21 protein-coding genes and 2 pseudogenes are annotated in these 17733 nt (G+C 68.8%); 3 read left to right on the forward strand and 20 right to left on the reverse strand.

Annotated features, from left to right (window positions below):
* Positions 1-29: 29 nt before the first annotated feature.
* From GBO37_RS02580 to GBO37_RS02595, 4 genes are read right to left on the reverse strand one after another with little or no spacing between them, the layout of a single operon-like run.
* On the reverse strand, positions 30-467 hold the full coding sequence (locus GBO37_RS02580; RefSeq protein WP_197644516.1) for a hypothetical protein: 438 nt from the start codon (positions 465-467) through the stop codon (positions 30-32).
* Positions 467-1408 carry a phage tail tube protein gene (locus GBO37_RS02585; protein ID WP_197644520.1) on the reverse strand — a complete coding sequence of 314 codons (942 nt, stop codon included), beginning with the start codon at positions 1406-1408 and terminating at the stop codon, positions 467-469. Before GBO37_RS02585 ends, GBO37_RS02580 begins: the two co-directional genes overlap by 1 nt.
* 24 nt (positions 1409-1432) lie before the next feature.
* Positions 1433-1849, reverse strand: a complete 417-nt coding sequence (locus GBO37_RS02590; protein ID WP_252926953.1) for an acyl-CoA transferase — start codon at positions 1847-1849, stop codon at positions 1433-1435.
* Positions 1846-2271 carry a helix-turn-helix domain-containing protein gene (locus GBO37_RS02595; RefSeq protein ID WP_165054027.1) on the reverse strand — a complete coding sequence of 142 codons (426 nt, stop codon included), beginning with the start codon at positions 2269-2271 and terminating at the stop codon, positions 1846-1848. Before GBO37_RS02595 ends, GBO37_RS02590 begins: the two co-directional genes overlap by 4 nt.
* A gap of 231 nt (positions 2272-2502) precedes the next feature.
* On the opposite strand from GBO37_RS02595, the gene merA reads away from it, so the two are divergent.
* Positions 2503-3924, forward strand: coding sequence for a mercury(II) reductase (gene merA, locus GBO37_RS02600; protein ID WP_165054030.1), 1422 nt, complete (start codon positions 2503-2505; stop codon positions 3922-3924).
* 50 nt (positions 3925-3974) lie between these two features.
* On the opposite strand, the gene GBO37_RS02605 is transcribed toward merA, so the two are convergent.
* The 8 genes and pseudogenes from GBO37_RS02605 to GBO37_RS02640 form a co-directional block, all read right to left on the reverse strand.
* Positions 3975-4568: a DUF6441 family protein gene (locus GBO37_RS02605; protein WP_252927119.1), complete on the reverse strand. Its 594-nt coding sequence runs from the start codon at positions 4566-4568 to the stop codon at positions 3975-3977.
* Positions 4548-4847: pseudogene (locus GBO37_RS02610) on the reverse strand (hypothetical protein); the annotation flags it as partial. The gene GBO37_RS02605 and the pseudogene GBO37_RS02610, both read right to left, overlap by 21 nt.
* A complete protein-coding gene (locus GBO37_RS02615) occupies positions 4847-5182 on the reverse strand; it encodes a DUF2190 family protein (RefSeq protein WP_252926956.1) in 336 nt (111 codons plus the stop codon). The gene GBO37_RS02615 and the pseudogene GBO37_RS02610, both read right to left, overlap by 1 nt.
* A 76-nt stretch (positions 5183-5258) precedes the next feature.
* A complete protein-coding gene (locus GBO37_RS02620) occupies positions 5259-7313 on the reverse strand; it encodes a prohead protease/major capsid protein fusion protein (RefSeq protein ID WP_252926959.1) in 2055 nt (684 codons plus the stop codon).
* Positions 7314-7318: 5 nt separating this feature from the next.
* Entirely contained in the window at positions 7319-8887 is a 1569-nt protein-coding gene (locus GBO37_RS02625) for a phage portal protein (protein WP_127898515.1), read from the reverse strand.
* The gene (locus tag GBO37_RS02630) at positions 8887-9108 is read right to left on the reverse strand and encodes a phage head-tail joining protein (RefSeq protein WP_221288083.1); all 222 of its coding nucleotides are present in this window, start codon (positions 9106-9108) and stop codon (positions 8887-8889) included. The genes GBO37_RS02625 and GBO37_RS02630 overlap by 1 nt, the downstream gene beginning before the upstream one ends.
* Positions 9099-11102, reverse strand: coding sequence for a phage terminase large subunit family protein (locus GBO37_RS02635; RefSeq protein WP_083548831.1), 2004 nt, complete (start codon positions 11100-11102; stop codon positions 9099-9101). The genes GBO37_RS02630 and GBO37_RS02635 overlap by 10 nt, the downstream gene beginning before the upstream one ends.
* Complete coding sequence (locus GBO37_RS02640; RefSeq protein WP_028720223.1) at positions 11050-11646, reverse strand: hypothetical protein; 597 nt, start codon at positions 11644-11646, stop codon at positions 11050-11052. The genes GBO37_RS02635 and GBO37_RS02640 overlap by 53 nt, the downstream gene beginning before the upstream one ends.
* 111 nt (positions 11647-11757) lie before the next feature.
* Between GBO37_RS02640 and GBO37_RS02645 the strand changes: the two genes are divergently transcribed.
* Together GBO37_RS02645 and GBO37_RS02650 are read left to right on the forward strand one after the other, a co-directional pair.
* On the forward strand, positions 11758-12030 hold the full coding sequence (locus tag GBO37_RS02645) for a hypothetical protein (protein WP_028720222.1): 273 nt from the start codon (positions 11758-11760) through the stop codon (positions 12028-12030).
* 96 nt (positions 12031-12126) lie between these two features.
* The gene (locus tag GBO37_RS02650; protein ID WP_252926962.1) at positions 12127-12663 is read left to right on the forward strand and encodes a DUF3489 domain-containing protein; all 537 of its coding nucleotides are present in this window, start codon (positions 12127-12129) and stop codon (positions 12661-12663) included.
* 256 nt (positions 12664-12919) lie between these two features.
* Here GBO37_RS02650 and GBO37_RS02655 read toward each other — a convergent pair whose 3' ends face one another.
* The 8 genes and pseudogenes from GBO37_RS02655 to GBO37_RS02690 all read right to left on the reverse strand — a co-directional run bounded on the left by GBO37_RS02655 (position 12920) and on the right by GBO37_RS02690 (position 17718).
* The gene (locus tag GBO37_RS02655) at positions 12920-13144 is read right to left on the reverse strand and encodes a hypothetical protein (RefSeq protein ID WP_252926965.1); all 225 of its coding nucleotides are present in this window, start codon (positions 13142-13144) and stop codon (positions 12920-12922) included.
* Positions 13141-13599, reverse strand: coding sequence for a MerR family transcriptional regulator (locus GBO37_RS02660; protein ID WP_252926968.1), 459 nt, complete (start codon positions 13597-13599; stop codon positions 13141-13143). Before GBO37_RS02660 ends, GBO37_RS02655 begins: the two co-directional genes overlap by 4 nt.
* Positions 13596-14075: a hypothetical protein gene (locus tag GBO37_RS02665; protein ID WP_252927134.1), complete on the reverse strand. Its 480-nt coding sequence runs from the start codon at positions 14073-14075 to the stop codon at positions 13596-13598. The genes GBO37_RS02660 and GBO37_RS02665 overlap by 4 nt, the downstream gene beginning before the upstream one ends.
* 202 nt (positions 14076-14277) lie before the next feature.
* Positions 14278-14787 (reverse strand): annotated as a pseudogene (locus GBO37_RS02670) (DNA cytosine methyltransferase); the annotation flags it as partial.
* A 1-nt stretch (position 14788) separates the two neighbouring features.
* On the reverse strand, positions 14789-16153 hold the full coding sequence (locus GBO37_RS02675; protein WP_252926970.1) for a site-specific DNA-methyltransferase: 1365 nt from the start codon (positions 16151-16153) through the stop codon (positions 14789-14791).
* 461 nt (positions 16154-16614) lie between these two features.
* Complete coding sequence (locus GBO37_RS02680; protein ID WP_252926971.1) at positions 16615-17043, reverse strand: DUF6362 family protein; 429 nt, start codon at positions 17041-17043, stop codon at positions 16615-16617.
* On the reverse strand, positions 17036-17236 hold the full coding sequence (locus tag GBO37_RS02685; RefSeq protein WP_252926972.1) for a hypothetical protein: 201 nt from the start codon (positions 17234-17236) through the stop codon (positions 17036-17038). Before GBO37_RS02685 ends, GBO37_RS02680 begins: the two co-directional genes overlap by 8 nt.
* A complete protein-coding gene (locus tag GBO37_RS02690; RefSeq protein ID WP_371927461.1) occupies positions 17233-17718 on the reverse strand; it encodes a crossover junction endodeoxyribonuclease RuvC in 486 nt (161 codons plus the stop codon). The genes GBO37_RS02685 and GBO37_RS02690 overlap by 4 nt, the downstream gene beginning before the upstream one ends.
* Positions 17719-17733 lie beyond the last annotated feature (15 nt).

The raw sequence follows: 17733 nt of genomic DNA on the forward strand, positions 1-17733 counted from the left end.
CTGCCAACCCTCCGGCGTTTCCGGACGGTTCAGCCGCGTCGGGCAGTCCGGGCAGGTTTGCGCGCAGGCTTCGCAGTAGCGCTCGCCCCCGCCGAAGGACCATTCGGCGAGGGCGCGGAGGCGTTTTTTTCCTGCTCCAGAAGCAGGCCCTTCGAGACGTAGGTCAGCTGGAACGCCTCGAAGATCGGCCAGATGTCGAGCAGCGCGTCGATGGCCTCCGGGCTCGGGTCGATAGGCTTGCTGTCGGCGTTGCCGATGCCCTCCCAGGCGAGCACCGCCCGCCGCGCCAGCGCCTTGGCGAAGGCGACGGCGCGTTCCTCGTCGGAGGCATTGTCCGGCATGGCCTCGACGGCCGGATCGCTCCGGGTCGCGACCATCAGGGCGGTGGTCAGCGGGCGCAGCTGCACCCGCACGCCCGGGGCAAGGTCGTGCCAGCGGGGCGCGTTGGTCAGGTCGAGCGTGAGCATCAGTACACCTCAATGTCATTGATCAGGGTTGCGGTGCACATCCGGCCAACGACGCTGTCGCGCGCCGCCTGCCAGTCGAAGGTGGCCTGAACGCCCTGCGGCCCCGAGATCTCGATGCGCGGGCGCGGCAGGTAGACGGCGTGCACGGTGAAGGTGAAACTCTCTCCGGAGGGTAGCGAATAACCGAACTCGAGTTCGCAGGCCTCGCCGTTGATGGCCTGCGTCACCAGCGTGCTGTCGGCGAAGCGCACCTCAATGGAGCCGGTCAGTGCCGCGATGGACGGGTCCGCGCCGTCGATGCGACCGTCGTTCCGGATGGTCTCGATCCGGTCGAGGTTGTTCGCGTAGGTGATGTCGGCCGAGACCACATTGCCAAGCGGGGAGCCATTCCGGGTCATCGCGCCGTTGAAATGCCCAAAGCGTTTCAGTTCGAGCGCGGCAGGAGTTCCCGCGCTGGTGGTCGTGCCCACCGTCTCGCCCTGCGCGACCAGCCGCGCCGTCGCGGTCAGCAACCCCGAGCGCTGCATCTGCCAGGTGATCTGGTCGAGGACGCAGCCCGAATACATCGCGTAGCGCGGCACCTCGGGCATGCCCGTCTCGATCGACATCGAGGGCAGCGTCCAGGACCCCGACTGGAACTCGTGGCTGTATGGGGCTTCCGCGCCGGTGGTCGTCGGCGTGCCGAAGGCCGCCTTCAGCCAGAAGCCGAAGGCCTCTGCGTCGAGCGGCAACACGACATCGCCGTCGGCCGTCACCGCGTCCTTGATCGGCGCCAGCGGATCGCGTCCGTAGCCGAGCAGTTCCGAGTTCAGCAGCGGCTGCTCCGCGCCGAGCGAGGTGCTGGCGAAGGGCATGCGGGTGAAGCCGCTGGCGGGCGGCGTTCCATAGGTGGTCTCGAACGCAAGCGCCATCAGCGCCCGCGCCCCCTGGGCTCGTGCCATGTTCGTCTCCTATGATCGGTTGGGTCAGGCCAGCTGGTCGGCCGTGGAATAATGCAGCACCACCGGGATGACGGCAGCCTTCAGGCTGGCCGCGCCCTCGACCGGCAGATCGACCGGGCGCGGCGCTTCCGCCTCGACCCAGTCGCAGAGGCCGCCGAGTGTGCGGTCGATCGAGAGCGCAGCCCCGATGCTGGCGATCAGCGTGTCGAAGTCAGCGTCACGGTCGGTGCCCTGCACGACCGCCTCGATCTCGGCGCGGTGCTGATAGTGGTAGGCGAGCGGCGACAGCGTCACTTCGGGCTCTCCCGGCTCGCCATCGCGCAGGATCAGCAAGCCATTGGTCGGTACGCGCTCGGGCAGCACCTCTCCGCGCAGGGCGGTGGCAGGCAGCGCCGAGAGCCGCGTGTGCAGCGCGGCGAGGATGGTTTCGCGAGGGGTCATGGATTGGCGGACCTGGAAATTGCGTCGAGCACCGGACAGTCCGGAACCTCGGCGCCCGAACACTTGGATGCGGTCTCGGTGAGGACGATTTCGATGCGCCTGAGATCCGCGATCCTCGCGCGGACATCGGCAAGGTGGCGCTCGGTCCGCTCCTTGACCTCTGCGCAAGTTGGCGCGGCACCGTCTTCGAGCCCCATGAATCCGCGGATGTCCTCCATCGAGAACCCGAGTTCGCGCGCGCGCAGGATGAAGCGCAGGCGCGTGGCATGCACAGAGGAGTAGATGCGGTAGCCTGCGCCCGTCCTGGGCGGGTCGGGCAGCAGGCCAGTCTTCTCGTAATAGCGAATCGTCTCGATGTTGCAGTCGGTCGTCCGAGCTAGGTCTCCGCGTGTAAGGCCGCTCTCGCTCTCGTGATCGGTCATCGGCCAGTTTCCCCTTGAGCCTGTAGTTGCTACAGACCTTACACCTCTCATCAATAGCAGACGAGAGGTACGCGACGGGGAGCTTGCAGACGACCGAACGGACAGCCCGACCGCGGATCGCCCGGCCCGAAAGGGATGGCTCGCAGCGGGTGCCTGTTGGGCGCCTTTTACAGGTCTAGGCTGTCTGACGGCGGCAGCGGCGACTGAACACTCGAACGGACGGATGACCCCATGAAAGACGACTGCGCCCCGAAAGACGATTTCGACCTTGCCGTGATCGGTGCCGGCTCGGCCGGGTTCTCGGCCGCGATCACCGCCGCCGAAGGAGGCAAGCGGATTGCCCTGATCGGTCATGGCACCATCGGCGGGACCTGCGTGAACGTGGGCTGCGTGCCGTCCAAGACGATGATCCGTGCCGCCGAGGCTGTCCACGGCGCGCAGTCGGCGCATCGGTTCCCGGGCCTCAGGGGCGAGGCGCAGGTCGCCGACTGGGCGGCGCTGGTCGCGGCCAAGGACGATCTCGTCTCGACGCTGCGCCAGAAGAAATATGCCGACCTGCTGCCGGGCTACGATGGCGTGACTTATCTCGACGAGGGTCCGGCACGTCTGGTCGAAGGCGGCGTCGAAATCGGCGGGCGCAAGATCACAGCCCCCAAAGTCATCGTCGCCACCGGCGGGCGGCCCGCCGTGCCCGACATCCCCGGTATCCTGGACGTCCCGACGCTCGACAGCACGTCGCTCCTGGAGCTGGAGCGGCTGCCCGAGAGCCTGATTCTCCTCGGCGGCGGCTATATCGGCGTGGAACTCGCGCAAATGATGGCGCGGATGAGCACACGCGTCACCATCGTCTGCCGCTCGCGCCTGCTGCCGCGGGCAGAGCCGGAGGTCTCTAGGGCACTCGCCGAGGTCTTGCGTGCCGAAGGTCTCACGATCCTCGACGGCGTGACCTATGACGCCGCGCGGCGCGACGGCGACCGCGCCGTTCTGACGGTAACGGTTGACGGCAACGTACGCGATCTGACCGCGGATCACCTTGTCCTGACCACCGGGCGCGCGCCCAACACCGAAGGGCTGGGTCTGGCCGAAATGGGCATCGAGACCGATCGACGCGGCGCGATCAAGGTTGGCGACGACATGGCCACGACACGCCCCGGCATCTATGCGGCGGGCGATGTGACGGACCGGGACCAGTTCGTCTACATGGCCGCCTATGGCGCCAAGCTCGCGTCCCGCAACGCCGTGCTGGGCGGGGCCGAGCGCTACGACAACGCCGCGATGCCCTGGGTGGTGTTCACCGATCCGCAGGTCGCCGGCGTCGGCCTGACCGAGGCGCAGGCGCGCGCGGCGGGTCATGACGTCAAGACCAGCGTGCTGACCCTCGACAACGTACCCCGCGCGCTCGCCGCCCGCGACACGCGCGGCCTGATCAAGCTGGTCGCGGACCGGGCGACCGACCGCCTGCTGGGCGGCGTGATCATGGCGCCGGAGGGCGCCGACAGTGTCCAGACGCTTGTCCTGGCGTTGAAGTTCGGCATGACGACAAAGGCGCTCGGCGAGACGATCTTCCCCTATCTCACCACGGTCGAGGGCCTGAAGCTCGCCGCGCAGACCTTCGACAAGGATGTCGCGAAGCTGTCGTGCTGCGCGGGGTGACCCGAGCCGTCGGTTTCGTGGCTGCCGAGCAAGATTGCGCATCGATGCGATCACAACCTACCCCCCACCCAGTTCGCCACGATCAGCCCCGGCACGCTGTCCAACGCCCGGTCTGCATCCCGCGCCAGATCCAGCCGCTTCGGCAGCTTGACCTGTGGCACCAGCAGGAAGATCGGCGCAGTGACCTTTCCGCGCCCGGTCTTCGACCGCGACACCACCGCCTGGCCTTTCGTGTTCAGCCGCCCCTCGGCGACCAGCAGGCTGGGGCCCGTCCGGCGATAGACGAAACGCAGGCGGAGGCCGCGTCGCCGCTCCCATTCACCGGGGGTGATCCGGCCGCCGCGCAGGGATTTGCCCGCCGCGGGCAGCGGGATCGCCAGCCAGAACCCGTTCTTCGATCGGATCAGCGGCCCGGTGTCATGCGCACCGACGATTACCGGCGCCTTCGACCAGACCAGCGCCGCAGCCTCAAGGCTCTCGCCCGACCTCGGGAAGTTCTGGCTCCGGATCGAGTTGGCGAGCCGTGTACCAAGCCCCGCGCCGGTGATCTGCAACCGCCACGCCGTCTTCAGCCCAGTCCCGGCCTCGCGAATGGCGGCGGTGACGGCCCATTCACCCGCCCCGAGGTCGACGGTCCAGACCAGCCGCTCGCGGTCGCGGACCGGCTCGCCCTGTATGAGGAAGGCGTCGCCGTCGATCTCGATGCGGTCGCCGGGACGCGGGTTCGCCACCTCGGCCACGCGCAGGTCGATCCGGGTGGTTTCGGACCAGAGCCGCGCGTCGCCGAAGTCGGTGACCGCGTCGGCGCGACGGGCGACGGCACGCACCAGCACGGGTGTACCGCCGTCGGCGATGTAGACCGCGTCCCGGCCGATGTTCGGATCGGCGAAGAGCGCGCCGATGGCGGCGGCGAAGGCCGACATCAGAACGTCGCGTTCAGGCGCACCCGGCCGATGGTGTCGCCGGCGCCGCTCGCCACCGCCTCGACGGCCGCGCCGATGAGGGTGTTGTCGGTCGCGACGGTCGTGGTGCGCTTGTTGGTGTCGTCCCAATAGACCTTGGCGCCAACCGTCCACGCCTGGGAGCCGACCTTGGTGATGTCGAACACGCCGACGAGCGCGGTCTCGACGGGCTCGCCAATGGCGGCGGCACCCGCGGCGATGCCGAAGATGGAGCCGACGAGCAGGCCATCGCCGGAGGCGACGGCATAGGGCGCGGTCAGGGTGATGGTGTTGCCGGGCTGGACGTAGTTTTTCATGGGGGTGATCCTCGTGGAAAGACGACGGGCGGCCCGTCAGGACCGCCCGCATGTCAGGGTTCGGCATGGGTGCTGGTTATGCGCCCGGGTTCTTGTAGAGGCCGCGCCAGTCGATGGCCTTGGCGCCGAAGTCGAGGCGGCACTTGATCTCGACGCCGTCGACGTCGAAGCCGTTGCGCGTCTCGATATAGGCGCCCTGCTGACCCTCGAGATAGGCGTACTCGATGGTGTCGATCTGGTTCGGGCTCGCGGCCAGATACCAGGCGGTCTCGCTGGCGGCGTCGAGCCGCGGCTCGCTGATCGGCGCAAGCGTGCGGATCGACTGCGGCACGACGCTGGACGTCGCTGCGGGCACCAGGTTCTGCGCGACCAGCTGCTCGGCCTTCAGCTCCAGCGAGGCCGGCACGATCAGGAAGGCGGGGCGGACGTTCAGCACCGTCTTCTTGTCGAGGCCGGTCTGCTTGGCCATCGCCGCGCGGGCCGCGCCGACGCTGCTCACGTCGAGCGCCGCACCCGTCCCCGCGAGGTTCTTGTGCGTGGTGTGGAACAGCGCGTTGCCGTCGGCCATCGCCGGGTTGGCGGTGAGGATGCCCCAGACCACGTCCGACTCCAGCTGGGCGATGGAATTGCCATACATCGCCGGGATCCGGGTGAAGGCGTCGAGATCGTCGTTGATCAGCGTCTGGCGGGTGATCGCGACGACCCGGCCATAGGTCTTGACCTTGTAGCTCTCCTTGCTCTCGCCGAGCGTCCCGCGCTTGAACTCGCCGCTCTCACCGACCTCGAGCAGTTGCGGCGCTTCGCCGAGTTGCACCCGGTGCATGGCCTTGAAGTCGGTGGCAAGCACCTGGCGGCAGAACAGCATGAAGGTGCGCGGATAGGCCTCGTAGGCTTGACGGAGGGTCTTGTTGGTGACCGCCGACAGGATCTCGGGAAAGTCCGAGGTCGAGTGCAGGGCTCGCGTCGCCACCTCGTCGCGCGACAGGCCGCGCGTGTTGACCCCGGCGTTGCCGAGGCTCTCGCGGGCCAATTCCAGCAGCGTCATGCCGCGATACTGGCGGGCGACGTCCTCCAGCTGGAACAGCGTCGGGCTGTAGCGGTGCAGGAGCGCATTCGCCACGGCATCGCGGCGGGTGATGCGCTCGTCCCGGCCGCCGAGGGGGACGGAGACATGCGGGAAGGTCCGGGTCTCGTCCGACTTCGCGGCGACCTGGTCGAGGATCAGGCGGCGGGACTCGTCCACGCTGACGCCGCGTTTCACCAGATCCTCGGCGAAGCCGCGCTCGAGGTTCAGCCGCCCGGCCAGATCGTAGATGGTCGAGACGCGGTCGCGCTCGGCCTCGCGGGCGCGGGTGGCGACCGCCTCGGTGTCGGGCGCGGGAGCTGCCTGCGTCTTCGGCTGGCTGCGGGTCTCGCTGGCGGCGACCTTCGGGTCGGGCGCAGCCACTTTTGGCTCGGTCATGGGGGGGGCCTCGGTTTCGACCGGCTCGGTCGGCTGGGTGGTGGTGGGGGTTGCGGCGTCGCTCGCCGGGGTCTGGGTCTTGTCCGTCATCGGGGATGCTCCTTGCTCTGTGCGGGCGTCCCGGCGGTGAAGGACGCAGTCGTGAAGGGGGTGCTGGGCTCGGAAGCCCGCGGCGGGGKCGGCGCCGACCGCGACGGCGGAGACCTCGAACGGTGTCCAGTCCACCGCCCGCCAAAGCTCGCGCGCGGCCTCGGGTTTTGAGACCTCGAAGCGGTGGACCTGGTAGCCGATGGAGACCGCGCGGATGTGCCCGGCCTGGATGTCGCGCCAGATCGGCTCGACATCGGCCCGCTCGCTGATCCGCACCAGCGCGATCCCCCGTCCGTTCTCGATCCGGGCCGAGCCCGGCACGACCGAGCCGATCACCGCGTCGAGCGTGTCGAGCTCGTGCACCTTCAGGAACGGCGCGCCCGCGTTCAGCCGGTCGAGGCGGACATGGGCCGGGTCGAGGCTCAGTTCCTCGTCATAGGGCTCGCCGAAGAAGGTCGCGCGCCGGACGCGAGCGCCCGCCGACCAGACCACCTCGACGGTGCGGTTGTCGGCATCGGCCGTGTTCGGCGCAAGCTCCGCCGACCGGCGCATGGCCGGCAGTTCGATCATCGTGTCCATGAAGGTCAGTCCTGTTGGTCGGCCTGCGCCGGGTCTGTATCCGCGTCGGCGGAGGGGTCGTCGGCGTCTGGTTCGTCGGCGGCCGGATCGTTCGCCGGATCGCTGGCCCCGTCTTTGGATTGTGCGCTGCCGGTCTTGGTGACGCGGCGAGGGTCGCTGTCGAGGACCAACCCCAGCGCGTCGAGCTTGGCGTTGGTCGCCGCGATCTCGGCCAGCACGGCGTCGGGGTTGCGGCCCTGCCGGGCGATCACCTCGGCCAGCGTCATGGTGCCCGAGCGGATGGACAGCAGGTTCGCCATCGCGTCCTTCTGCGGATCGACCGCCTCGAACTTCGGCGGCGACCATTCCACAGGCACGATCGGCGACGGGATCTGCCCCGCCGCCCATGCGGCTTCCGTGAACCACCGCCACACCGGGGCGCAGAACATCGGGATGAACAGCTGCCATTGGACGGCGTCGATCTGGCGGCGGAACTCCACGAGACCCGCCCGGATCGAGGAGTAGTTCACTTGGGACAGGTCCCCCGTCAGCAGCTCGTAGGGCACGCGGAAGCCTGCCGAGATCGTGTGCAGGCTCGCGCGCTTGTATTCGCCGTAGCCGCCCGTCGCCGAGGGCTGGTTGAAGCGGATGTCCTTGCCGCCGCGGGCATAGGCGATCAGCCCCGGCTCGAACTGTTCCACCCGGTTGCCGTCGGCATCGACCACGGAGGGCGCGATGCCCTGTTGCGCCTCGTCGTCGCCGAAGACGATGGCGGTGACGCAGGCCTCGGTCTTCTTGCGAACCAGTTCGGCCACTTCATAGTCGTCGAGATCACGCAACGACCGGATCACCGGCGCGCCCCAGGGGACGCCGCGCGCTTGCGTGCGCTGCTTCTCGTAGACATGGGCGATCTCGGTCGCGGGGACCGGGCGGCTCTGCAACCCGTTCTGCAAGGCCCCGTAGGCGTCGCCCGGATGCTCGGCATGCAGCCAGTAAGCCCGGCGCTTCCCGACCGGGTCGAACTCGATCCCCTGCACGAGGCGCCCTGCGCCGAGGGCTCCGGACTTGGTGGCGTCGAGGAAGTCGGCTTCCAGCACCTGCAATTGCAGCGGCACCGGCAGGCCGTCGCTCGCGCGCCGCAGGCGGCGGCGCACCAGAACCTCGCCCGCCTCGACCATCTCCCGGCAGATCAGCGTCTGCAGGCCATAGAAGTCAAGCTGGCCATCGGCGTCGCAGTCCGCCGTCCAGCGTTCGAAGAGCGCATCGACCTTCCGGTCCAGCTTGTCGTCGCCGCTAGCGGCGCGGGGCATGATGCCCGCGCCGATGATGTTGTTGACCAGCACCGCCACGGCCTTGGCCGCATGCGGGTTGTTGCGCACCAGATCGCGCATGCGGTCGCGCAGCAGCGCCCCGGCGACGCCGATTTCGGTGTCGGCCGAGGATCCCGGCGCGCGCCAGCCGTCCGTCCGTCGCCCGCGCGCCGCGCCGTCATAGCCACGCGTCAGCGTCTCGAATGCCTGACGCGCCATCACGCGCCGAGCCGCCATGCGCGGCGCCACCGTGGCGATGGCGTGGTCGAACCAGGTCGCCGACATCAGCGATCCCCGCGCGAGAAGCCAGCGAGCCCCGCCACGGGCAGCGGGCGGCTGAAGCCCGCGATGGCGCGCTCGATGGTCCGGATGCGGGCGAGCAGATCCTCGGCCGAGCCGTAATCCACCGACTTGCCGTCATAGCTGACGCGCGTCGTGCCGCTGGCATAGGCCCGGCGCAGCGCCGAAAGCTCGGTTTCCGTCCAGTCGATCATGTTCAGAACCATCCCTCCCGCCGCCCGAGCCAGTCGGAGCGGCGCTTGCCCTGCGGGGCCTGTCCCGGCCGGTTGATCTGCCCGGCGGGATCGGTGTCGGTGGGGGCGGCCCCGAGCTGATCCTCGAGGTCGCGCCATTTCTCGTCGGGCCAGCGGTCCGCGCCCGCGATCCAGGCGGCTGCGCGGGCGTAGACCCGGCAATCCAGCGCCTCGTTGCGCTCGCGCAGCTTCTGCCATTCCAGCCGGGCGAAGCCGCGCTTGGTGCGCACCGTCACCAGCTGCTCGGCCACGAACTGCTTCAGCCATTCGTTCTCGACCCAGTGCGGCAGGTGCACCGAGCCGGGCGGGAACGCCGCCCCGTCGGCCATCTCCTCCTCGGTCGGGCGTGCCAGCCGCAGGAAGCGGTAGGTTTCGGCCTTGAAGGTCGAGACCGCCACGGTCCAGAGCCGCGCCCCGCGCCGCAGGCGTTTGCCGCCCTCGGTCGCGTCGACAAAGGTCGGCCCCGACACCGGGCTCGAGCGGTTGAACCCCTCGACGCCCTTGACCGGCGACACCTGCGCGAAGCCTTGCGCCCGCGACCAGGAATAGACCGCCGGGGCCTCGTAGCCGGTGTCGATGGCGAGCCGCGCGATCCTGAGATGCGCGCGGCGTTCATGCGGCCAGGACCTGTCCAGCAGCGCGGTCAGCTCCGACCAGGCGTCGTGCCGGTCGGGCCCGCCCTCGATGACGACGTGATCGACGAGCCAGCTTTCCAAGCCGCGACCCCAGGCCCAGACATCGACCTCGATCCGGTCCTTCTGCACGTCGGCTCCGGCTGTCAGGAACAACCCGCCTGCTGGCACCGTGCCGGATTTCCAGCGTTCGCGCCGGTCGTAGAGCCGCTGCCAGTCGGGCGCTTCCCCGGTCTCGACCCATGTCTCGCCGAGGATCGTGTTGCGGAACGCCTTGATCGCCTCGTCCGACCCTTGGGCTGCTTCCCATGACCGCACGATCCGCTCCCAGCTCAGCCAGCCGATCGGCGAATAGAGCGCCGAAAGGTGATACCCGACCGTGGTCGGATCGGCGGCCGTGGCGGTCGCCCGCCATTCGCCGCCCTCCAGCATCGCCGTCTTGTGGTGTTCCGCGATTGCCGCGTCGCAGCCCTCGCAGTGATACTCGGCCGTCTCCGGGCGGCCCTTTTGCCAGCGCAGCCGGTCGAACTTCAGCCATTGTGCGTGGCCGCATTGTGGGCACGGCACGAAGAACCGACGCTGGTCGCTGGCCTCGTACTCGCGCTCGATGCGCGACAGCCCCCGGATCGTGGGCGTCGAGACCAGCAGCACCTTGCGCCGGTGGGCGAAGGTCAGGGAGCGCGCCTCGGCGAGCGTGACCGGATCGCCTTCCTCGTCGGCCGAGGCGGGATAGGCGTCGACCTCGTCGAGGAAGATGTAGCGCGCCGGGGTGGACCGAAGCCCGACCGCCGAGTTCGCGCCCGTCATGATCAGGATGCCGCCCGCGAACTCCTTCGAGAGCATCGTGTTGCCCGCATCGCGGGATCGCGCGGGCTTCACCCGCTCCCGCAGCTCTGGGCTTTCATCGATCAGCGGGTCGATGCGCTGGCGCGAGTTGCGCTTGGCCAGTTCCACGGTCGGCTGGACCGCCAGCATCGGACCCGGCGCCTGGTGGATCGCGAACCCGATCCAGTTGTTGCCCGCCTCGGTCGCGCCGACCTGCGCCGCCTTCATGAACACGATCCGCTGCGTGGGATCCCCCGGCGACAGCCGGTCCATGATCTCGCGCATGTAGGGCGTGCGCACGGTGCGATACCGCCCCGGTTCGGCTGAAGCCCGCCCCGAGAGCATCCGGTGCCGGTCCGCCCATTCCGAAACGGTCAGGTCCGGGTCGGGCCGCAACCCGTTGCCCCAGGCGCGGAGGATCTCGCCCGCGCCGTCGAAGTCGATCAGGCCATCATCGTCACCGGAAGTCGGGCCGGACCTCGGCGAGTTCGTCGAGGTGGGCGCGTACATGTTTCTCCAGGACCTTCTGCATCGCGGCTGGCTCCACGGTGATCTGCTGGCCGGTCACGTCGGCGCACGAGGCTGACAGTTCGGCCGCCATCAGCGCCGCCGCGCGTGCAGGCCAGTTCACCCACGCGTCCCGTTCCTCCCGCGCCAGCCGGAACACCAGCGCCAGCGCGCGGGCCCGCTCGATCAACTCCCCCTTCAGCTTCTGGAGCCGGATGCGCCGCTCCTGCGCTTTCAGCACCTCGTTCGCGGTCTTCGCCTGCAGGAAGGTCGTGCCGCCGCCGACGGCCGGGACTGCCAGCCCCTGTTCACGCAGCGTGTCGCCAACAGCGGCCACGGCCGCCTCGGGGACGGGCTTCAGCTTCGGCGTGGGCGGCTTGCGGGTCTTGGACGGGTCGGTCGTCTCGGCACGTCTGGCGTCGCTGGCGGCCGCGTTGATGCTGCCGTCGGGATAGAGGACCAGCCGCTCGGCGGCCTTGGCCTTCTGGATCGCGCCCCGCGACAGCCCGACATGCGCGGCGTACTGGCGCTCGCTCATGCCCTGCATCGACGGCTCCGATTATCTATCGAAATCATGTTCTTATCGAGTTGATAAGCAGCGCGACCGGAGCGAACGTCCGTTCAGAAGGACGATGCAACTCACCAAGGAGCCATCACGATGACCACGCGCCTGAACCCGATCACCACCCCGCGCCACGAACTCCGCGCCGAGAAGGCGCGCCGGAATAAGGAAGCCGCGCTCGCGGCCTTCATCGGCAAGAAGGCCGAGATCGACGAGATGCTCGCCCGGCTGCAGACGCTGAGCGACGACCACTTCAACGCCCACCCCGACGAGATCAACTGGGGCCATGTCGGCACCCTCGAACACTACGCCAGCCTCCTGAAGCGCATCACCGACAGCGCCTTCGGCGAGGGCGAGCACGCCCGCTGATCTCCGGCACTGCCGGAACTCCCGCCGCGCGCCCTGCGCGGCTCGGGGTCGTAGGAGGCGCCGCATGACGCGGGCCTCGAGCAAGGAGACGACCCCATGACTCAGATTCAGCTTTCCGACGCCCAAGCCGTCATCCTGTCCACCGCCTGCGCGCGCGAGGACGGGGCGGTCTTTCCCGTCACCGCCAGCCTTAAGGGCGGCGCCGTCGGCAACGTCTGCAAGAGCCTTCTGAAGCAGGGCCTGATCGAGGAAATCGGCGCCACGGACCTCAACACGGTCTGGCGGCACGACGAGGAGCGCGGCCCGATCACGCTGCGCGCCACCCCTCTGGCCTACAGCACCCTCGGGATCACGGACGAGCAGACTGAAACGACGCAGGCCGAAACGCCAACCGCCCCGGTCCAGCGCCGGAAGGGCACCAAGCAGGAGACCCTGATCGAGATGCTCCGCGCCGAGGGCGGCGCGACCATCGACGAGATCGTCGCCGAAACGGGCTGGCTGAGTCATACAGTCAGAGGAGCGATGTCCGGCGCCCTGAAAAAGAAGCTCGGGCTGACCATCACCTCCGAGAAGGTCGATGGCGGCGCACGTCGCTACCGCATCTGCGACATGCCCGAGGGGGCGGGGCGTTGAGCCCCGCCGACCGCCCGGACCCGCAGCACCGCATCCTCGGGATCGCGCTGCAGCTGGCGGCATATCCCCCGCTCCGCAAGCACGAGCATTCCTACGAGGCCCGCGTGCCATGGCGCCTCATCAAGGAGCTGCGCGAGGCCCTCAGGGACGCAGGGGTGGATTGGCGCGCGGTCCACGCCACGCTCCGCCAAGGGGACGCGTAGATCGGTCAGCCAATGCCCATGAGCCGCCGCCCCGCATTCTGGGCGGCGGTGTCTCATTCTGCGCTTCGGACCCGGATCGCCTCGAACAACCGACGCAGCAGGTAGCCGCGCGCCAGCGAGACGCCAACGAAGGCGAGGCCGATGGTCAGATGCTCCGCAAGCCCCGTCTCGATCCCGAACCACGGGAACACGACGATCTGCGTGGCGATGGCCAGCACATAGCCGACGACGACATTCGTCGCGGCCTCGACCATCGACATGATCCGGCTCTGCTTCACTGCGCGGTACCTCCCGCGGCCGTCACGACGGGGATTGCACCAGCAGCATCACGGTACACGGTCGCAACGTCCACGATGATCACGGTCTCGGGTCGCCGTTTCAGCACCGCGAAGAGATCCGTTTCGGTGACGAGCCCCACGGTCGGACAGGGTTGTTGCTTGCCCCAGTCCGCGCAGAAGAAGGACCTGCCCGAGATGTCGGAGATGTCGTTCATCCCGGCGAGGTCGTCGCGCAGGTCCGAGACGATCAGCGCCATCCCGTCTAACGATAGTGAGTGCTTCCTCAGCATTCTCATGACTGCAAGGCATGCGAGATCGCGCCAATCGAACCGCCGACGCTGACCGGGCCGCACAGCCACGGAAGGTCGGAAATGACCACGCGAGATCCATTGGCTCAGTTCGCCCGTCGTCATGGCGCAGGCGTCGGCGATCTCATGGATCGTCCACGTTCTCATGCCGCCTCATCCATCGGCCAGCAGTTCAGCCGCCAGAGTTCGCAGCGCATGCGCCGCAACCAAGGGGACCACGCCGTTGCCACAGAGGCGAAGCCGGTCCACCCGGTGGGCCAGCCCATCAGCGCCTCGACGAACAGCGGGTTCAAGGTCCGGCGCGGCTCGGAGGTATCGCTGCCAGCCGTCGGCGTCACCAGGACCTGGCGGCCAAGCAGGCCGTTCACCGGCGTGTTGGCGAGGCTCATCGCCCCGTCCTTGTGATCGCGCGCCGTCGGCGTCATCCACATCCCGGCCGCATGGGTCAGGTCGGCTGTCCGCCGGTTGCCCGCGCTCGGCTTGCAGCCATCGTTCGCCATCGGCGTCGGCCAGTCCCGCGCCATCCGGTCCAGACCCTTCTCGTCCTTCCGCTCTCCACCCCGGCTGCGGAAACTGTCGATCTGCGGCGTCGGCCAAAGTGCTGCCGTAGTCGCGAGGTTCATGCCGTGCTGGCCCGCTGTCTGCGACGGCGTCGGCTTCGTCTGCCGGTTCTCGTTGGCGCTGGCGCGAGGCGTCGGCCACAGCCGCAGAAGTTCCGTCCGGTTCCCGCCACTCGACCGGGTGCCAGAGCAGGCGCGTGGGGTCGGCCAGCTCGTCCCCCTCGCGGATGCCGAGGATGAACAGCCGCTCGCGCTTGTGGGGCGCGCCGACCTCCGCCGCCGTGAAGAGGCCTGCCGCAAGGCTGTAGCCCATGCCGACCAGTCCGCTGGCGACTTCGGGGAAGCCGAGGCGGAGATGATGGGCGACATTCTCGAGGAACACGAAGGGCGGTTCGACCTCGCCGATGATGCGGGCGACGTGCGGCCAGAGGTGGCGTGGGTCCTCGACGCCCCGGCGCTTTCCGGCGACGGAGAATGGCTGGCACGGATAGCCCGCAGTGACGATGTCCACCGCGCCGCGCCACGGGCGGCCGTCGAAGGTTGCAACATCGTCCCAGACAACAGCCGGATCCAGGGACGCGTCTTCCATCCGCGCCACGAGAGTGGCTGCGGCGTAGGTTTCCCGTTCGACATGGCCCACAGCACGATATCCGGGGATGGCAATGGCGAGCCCGAGGTCGAGTCCGCCAGCGCCGGAGCAGAGAGAGAGGCCGAAGAGGCATGCGTCTCCGGCCCCGGAAGCGTCTCCGGAGGAAGGTAAAGCCAGGTCATGCATGTCACGCGGCGGTCTGGCGCTTTCGCGCGGGTTCGGGTTCGGCGTCCGTGTCCGGAGTATCGGTGTCGTCGCCCAGCCGCTCGATTCTCACCTGCGCGAAGGTCCGGCCGTCGCTGTCGAGGATCGCCTCACGCCCCGTATCGGCCTGCCAGCGCTCGACGGCGACATCGACATAGGCCGGGCTGATTTCCATCGCGTACACACGGCGGCCGTTGGCCTCGCCCGCCATGATCTGCGAACCGGAGCCCGAGAACGGCTCGTAGCAAAGCCCACCGCGCGCGACGTGCTGGCGCATCGGGATGCCGAAGGCGTCCAGCGGCTTGGGCGTCGGGTGGTCGGGGCGCTCGTCCTTGGCGAAGGACGGCATTTCCCACGTCGAGGGCAGCGTCTGCTCGGCGACCTTCGGCGGGCGGTTCGGGCGGCGCCAACCCATGAAGCAGGGCTCGTGCTTCCACAGGTAATGCGACCGGGTCAGAACCCCGCGGTCCTTCACCCAGATGATCTGCTGGTGCACGAAGGCGCCCGCCTTTTCCCAGCAGGCTTCCAGCATCCCTTGCCGGCGAGAGGCGTGCCAGCAGTACCAGGCGGCATCCTCGGTGATCGCCTCGGCCACGGCCGCGGCGATGAAGCCGTCGTAAAGCTCGGCCCCCTGCGAGCTGTCGTCCCAGGTCGTGCCGTAGGAGGCAGACCAATCCTTGTTGCGGGTCGGATGGTTCGAGCCGTCGTAGTCCACCAGATACGGCGGGTCTGTCGCAAACAGGATCGCCCGCTCGCCGTTCATCAGACGGCGCACGTCGGTCGCGCTGGTGCTGTCACCGCAGAGCAGGCGGTGGTCGCCTAGGATCCAGAGATCGCCCGTGCGCGAGGCCGGGTTGCGCGGGGGCTCGGGGATTGTCACCGGCGGCACGGAGCCCCCGGCGCCACCTTCTTCCCCGTCCCCCTCCGGTACGAAGGCCAGCAGCTTGTCCAACTCGCCATCGGAAAACCCGACCAACGACAGGTCGAAATCCTCGGCCAGCAGGTCGTTCAGTTCTGCCGACAGCAGCGCCTCGTCCCAGGTGCCGAGTTCGGTCAGCTTGTTGTCCGCGATCCGGTACGCCCGCCGCTGCGCCTCGGTCAGATGGCCCAGCACGATGACCGGCGCCTCGGTGAGCCCTAGCTGCGTCGCGGCAAGTACGCGCCCGTGGCCTGCGATCAGTTCGCCGTCCTCGCCGACGAGGCAGGGCACGGTCCAGCCGAACTCGGCCATGCTGGCGGCGATCTTCGCGACCTGGTCTGCGCCATGCGCCTTTGCGTTCTTCGCGTAGGGCTGGAGGCGCGACAGCGGCCACATCTCGATCGCGTCCGGGGCGAAGCTCAGCGTCATGGTGGGCAAGGTTCCTCGATCGGGTGGATGCCGGTGGCTTCCGGACTCCGGATGCCGCGCCGGACTCCACATGGGGTCCAGCGGCCACCAGCGGTGTCCGGTCGGAAGGCCAGCGTTCATTGGTGTTTGCGCGGGGCACTGATGGGTCTGGCTTCCGGGTGGGTTCCCAAAAATCCGGCCCTGTCGCTGGCGATGTCCCGCGCTTCGCCCGCCAGCATACGAAGGTCGCGCAGAAGGAACCGCGAAGTCGGCTGAGGGGGCTTGGCGGGGGCGGACAGCGGCCCGCAAGGAAAGGATCAGCGCCTTTCCTTTTCCAACGACTCTCGCCAACGAAAGGATGGTTTTGTTCGGGGCAGCGCCGCGCGCGCCTCCCCCGAGCTTATCCCGAACCTAGCCCCTGAGCCGCTTTTCTGTCCCGTCGAAAACTGTCCGCCGCACACCTTCTTCGCTGGCGCGCAGAGCTACGCGCCACCGGCCAGCTCGATCACCTTCCGCTTCGACAGGTTGCGGTTGAACCGCCGCCGGTTGAGCCTCAGCGCGATGACGCAGAGCCCATAGAGCCAGTGCTGGTGGGCGGCCGAGCGCTGCAGTCCGACCGTCCAGCAGATGGTCTTCCACCGCTCGCCGTGGGCGCGCATCCAGACGATCTTGCCGTCGACGGGGTCGAGGCAGGCGGTCCAGGTCAGCGTCTCCTCCATCCGGCTGATCGCCTGCGGCGAGGGCAGCACCCGCATGGGCTTCGGCTCCTGGCCCACCTTGTCGGCGAAGGAGTGGATGATCTCGGGCCAGGTGCTGAAGTAGCCCTGCCGTCGCGGCTCGGGCAGGCGCTTGAGCACGAAGGCCGCTTCGGCAAGACGGGCTTCGACGAGAGACGGGGTCCACTTATCCATGGCGCCCTCCCTCGTCGCAGGGGCGCGGCCCGTAGAGCTTTTCGCCCAGCTGGCGAACGAGTTCGCGTTCCGGCCAGGTCAGCCGCGCGTCCTCGAGCGAGACGGCGAGCAGACCCTGCTCGCGCCAGCCTTCGCGTTTCACCTGTTCCGGATCCCGACGATGGCCGCCGTAGCCCTTGGGGTGCAACCTCATGCGACACCCCCGTTCGTCTCGACCGCCCAGAGCAGGAGCGCGATGGCGTCGGCCTCATTGTCGTCGGCGGGGCTGAAGCCCCGGGCCCGCGCGGACGCGATCATCACCTCCTTCGGCGCGTTGCCCTTGCCGGTGGCATGACGCTTGATCGTGCCGACGGGAACGCCGGCATAGGGCACGCCACGCAGTTCCGCCCATGCGGTCAGCGTGGCCATGAGCCCGCCATAGACATGGGCCGCGTCTGTTCCGGCGTGGCGGCGCACCTCCTCGAACCAGATCGCGGCGACCGGCCCCGACAGGCGGTCGATCTCGGTGAGCCAGTTGGTGAAGCGCAGGTAGCGCATGCCGCCACCGTCATAGCGGCCGGACCTGAAGCTCGCAGTCCCGCTGGTGATCAGTCCGTCCGGCGCGCGCAACGCCCAGCCGGTGCAGGTGCCGAGATCGAGCGCGAGAATGCAGCGGTGGAGAGTGGCGGTAGCCATGCGGGGCACCGCGGC

This window comes from Paracoccus sp. 08 (genome assembly GCF_024105395.1).
GTDB classification, from domain to species: Bacteria; Pseudomonadota; Alphaproteobacteria; order Rhodobacterales; family Rhodobacteraceae; genus Paracoccus; species Paracoccus marcusii.

What these genes read in the sequence shown, in the direction of transcription:
- GBO37_RS02650 (WP_252926962.1), top strand. Translation starts at nt 12,127, where the DNA reads ATGACTCAGATTCAGCTTTCCGACGCCCAAGCCGTCATCCTGTCCACC.
- GBO37_RS02680 (WP_252926971.1), bottom strand. Translation starts at nt 17,043, where the DNA reads ATGGATAAGTGGACCCCGTCTCTCGTCGAAGCCCGTCTTGCCGAAGCG.
- GBO37_RS02590 (WP_252926953.1), bottom strand. Translation starts at nt 1,849, where the DNA reads ATGACCCCTCGCGAAACCATCCTCGCCGCGCTGCACACGCGGCTCTCG.
- GBO37_RS02685 (WP_252926972.1), bottom strand. Translation starts at nt 17,236, where the DNA reads ATGAGGTTGCACCCCAAGGGCTACGGCGGCCATCGTCGGGATCCGGAA.
- GBO37_RS02640 (WP_028720223.1), bottom strand. Translation starts at nt 11,646, where the DNA reads ATGCAGGGCATGAGCGAGCGCCAGTACGCCGCGCATGTCGGGCTGTCG.
- GBO37_RS02665 (WP_252927134.1), bottom strand. Translation starts at nt 14,075, where the DNA reads ATGAACCTCGCGACTACGGCAGCACTTTGGCCGACGCCGCAGATCGAC.
- GBO37_RS02675 (WP_252926970.1), bottom strand. Translation starts at nt 16,153, where the DNA reads ATGACGCTGAGCTTCGCCCCGGACGCGATCGAGATGTGGCCGCTGTCG.
- GBO37_RS02615 (WP_252926956.1), bottom strand. Translation starts at nt 5,182, where the DNA reads ATGAAAAACTACGTCCAGCCCGGCAACACCATCACCCTGACCGCGCCC.
- GBO37_RS02580 (WP_197644516.1), bottom strand. Translation starts at nt 467, where the DNA reads ATGCTCACGCTCGACCTGACCAACGCGCCCCGCTGGCACGACCTTGCC.
- GBO37_RS02585 (WP_197644520.1), bottom strand. Translation starts at nt 1,408, where the DNA reads ATGGCACGAGCCCAGGGGGCGCGGGCGCTGATGGCGCTTGCGTTCGAG.
- GBO37_RS02625 (WP_127898515.1), bottom strand. Translation starts at nt 8,887, where the DNA reads ATGTCGGCGACCTGGTTCGACCACGCCATCGCCACGGTGGCGCCGCGC.
- GBO37_RS02690 (WP_371927461.1), bottom strand. Translation starts at nt 17,718, where the DNA reads ATGGCTACCGCCACTCTCCACCGCTGCATTCTCGCGCTCGATCTCGGC.
- merA (WP_165054030.1), top strand. Translation starts at nt 2,503, where the DNA reads ATGAAAGACGACTGCGCCCCGAAAGACGATTTCGACCTTGCCGTGATC.
- GBO37_RS02660 (WP_252926968.1), bottom strand. Translation starts at nt 13,599, where the DNA reads ATGAGAACGTGGACGATCCATGAGATCGCCGACGCCTGCGCCATGACG.
- GBO37_RS02635 (WP_083548831.1), bottom strand. Translation starts at nt 11,102, where the DNA reads ATGTACGCGCCCACCTCGACGAACTCGCCGAGGTCCGGCCCGACTTCC.
- GBO37_RS02630 (WP_221288083.1), bottom strand. Translation starts at nt 9,108, where the DNA reads ATGGTTCTGAACATGATCGACTGGACGGAAACCGAGCTTTCGGCGCTG.
- GBO37_RS02645 (WP_028720222.1), top strand. Translation starts at nt 11,758, where the DNA reads ATGACCACGCGCCTGAACCCGATCACCACCCCGCGCCACGAACTCCGC.
- GBO37_RS02595 (WP_165054027.1), bottom strand. Translation starts at nt 2,271, where the DNA reads ATGACCGATCACGAGAGCGAGAGCGGCCTTACACGCGGAGACCTAGCT.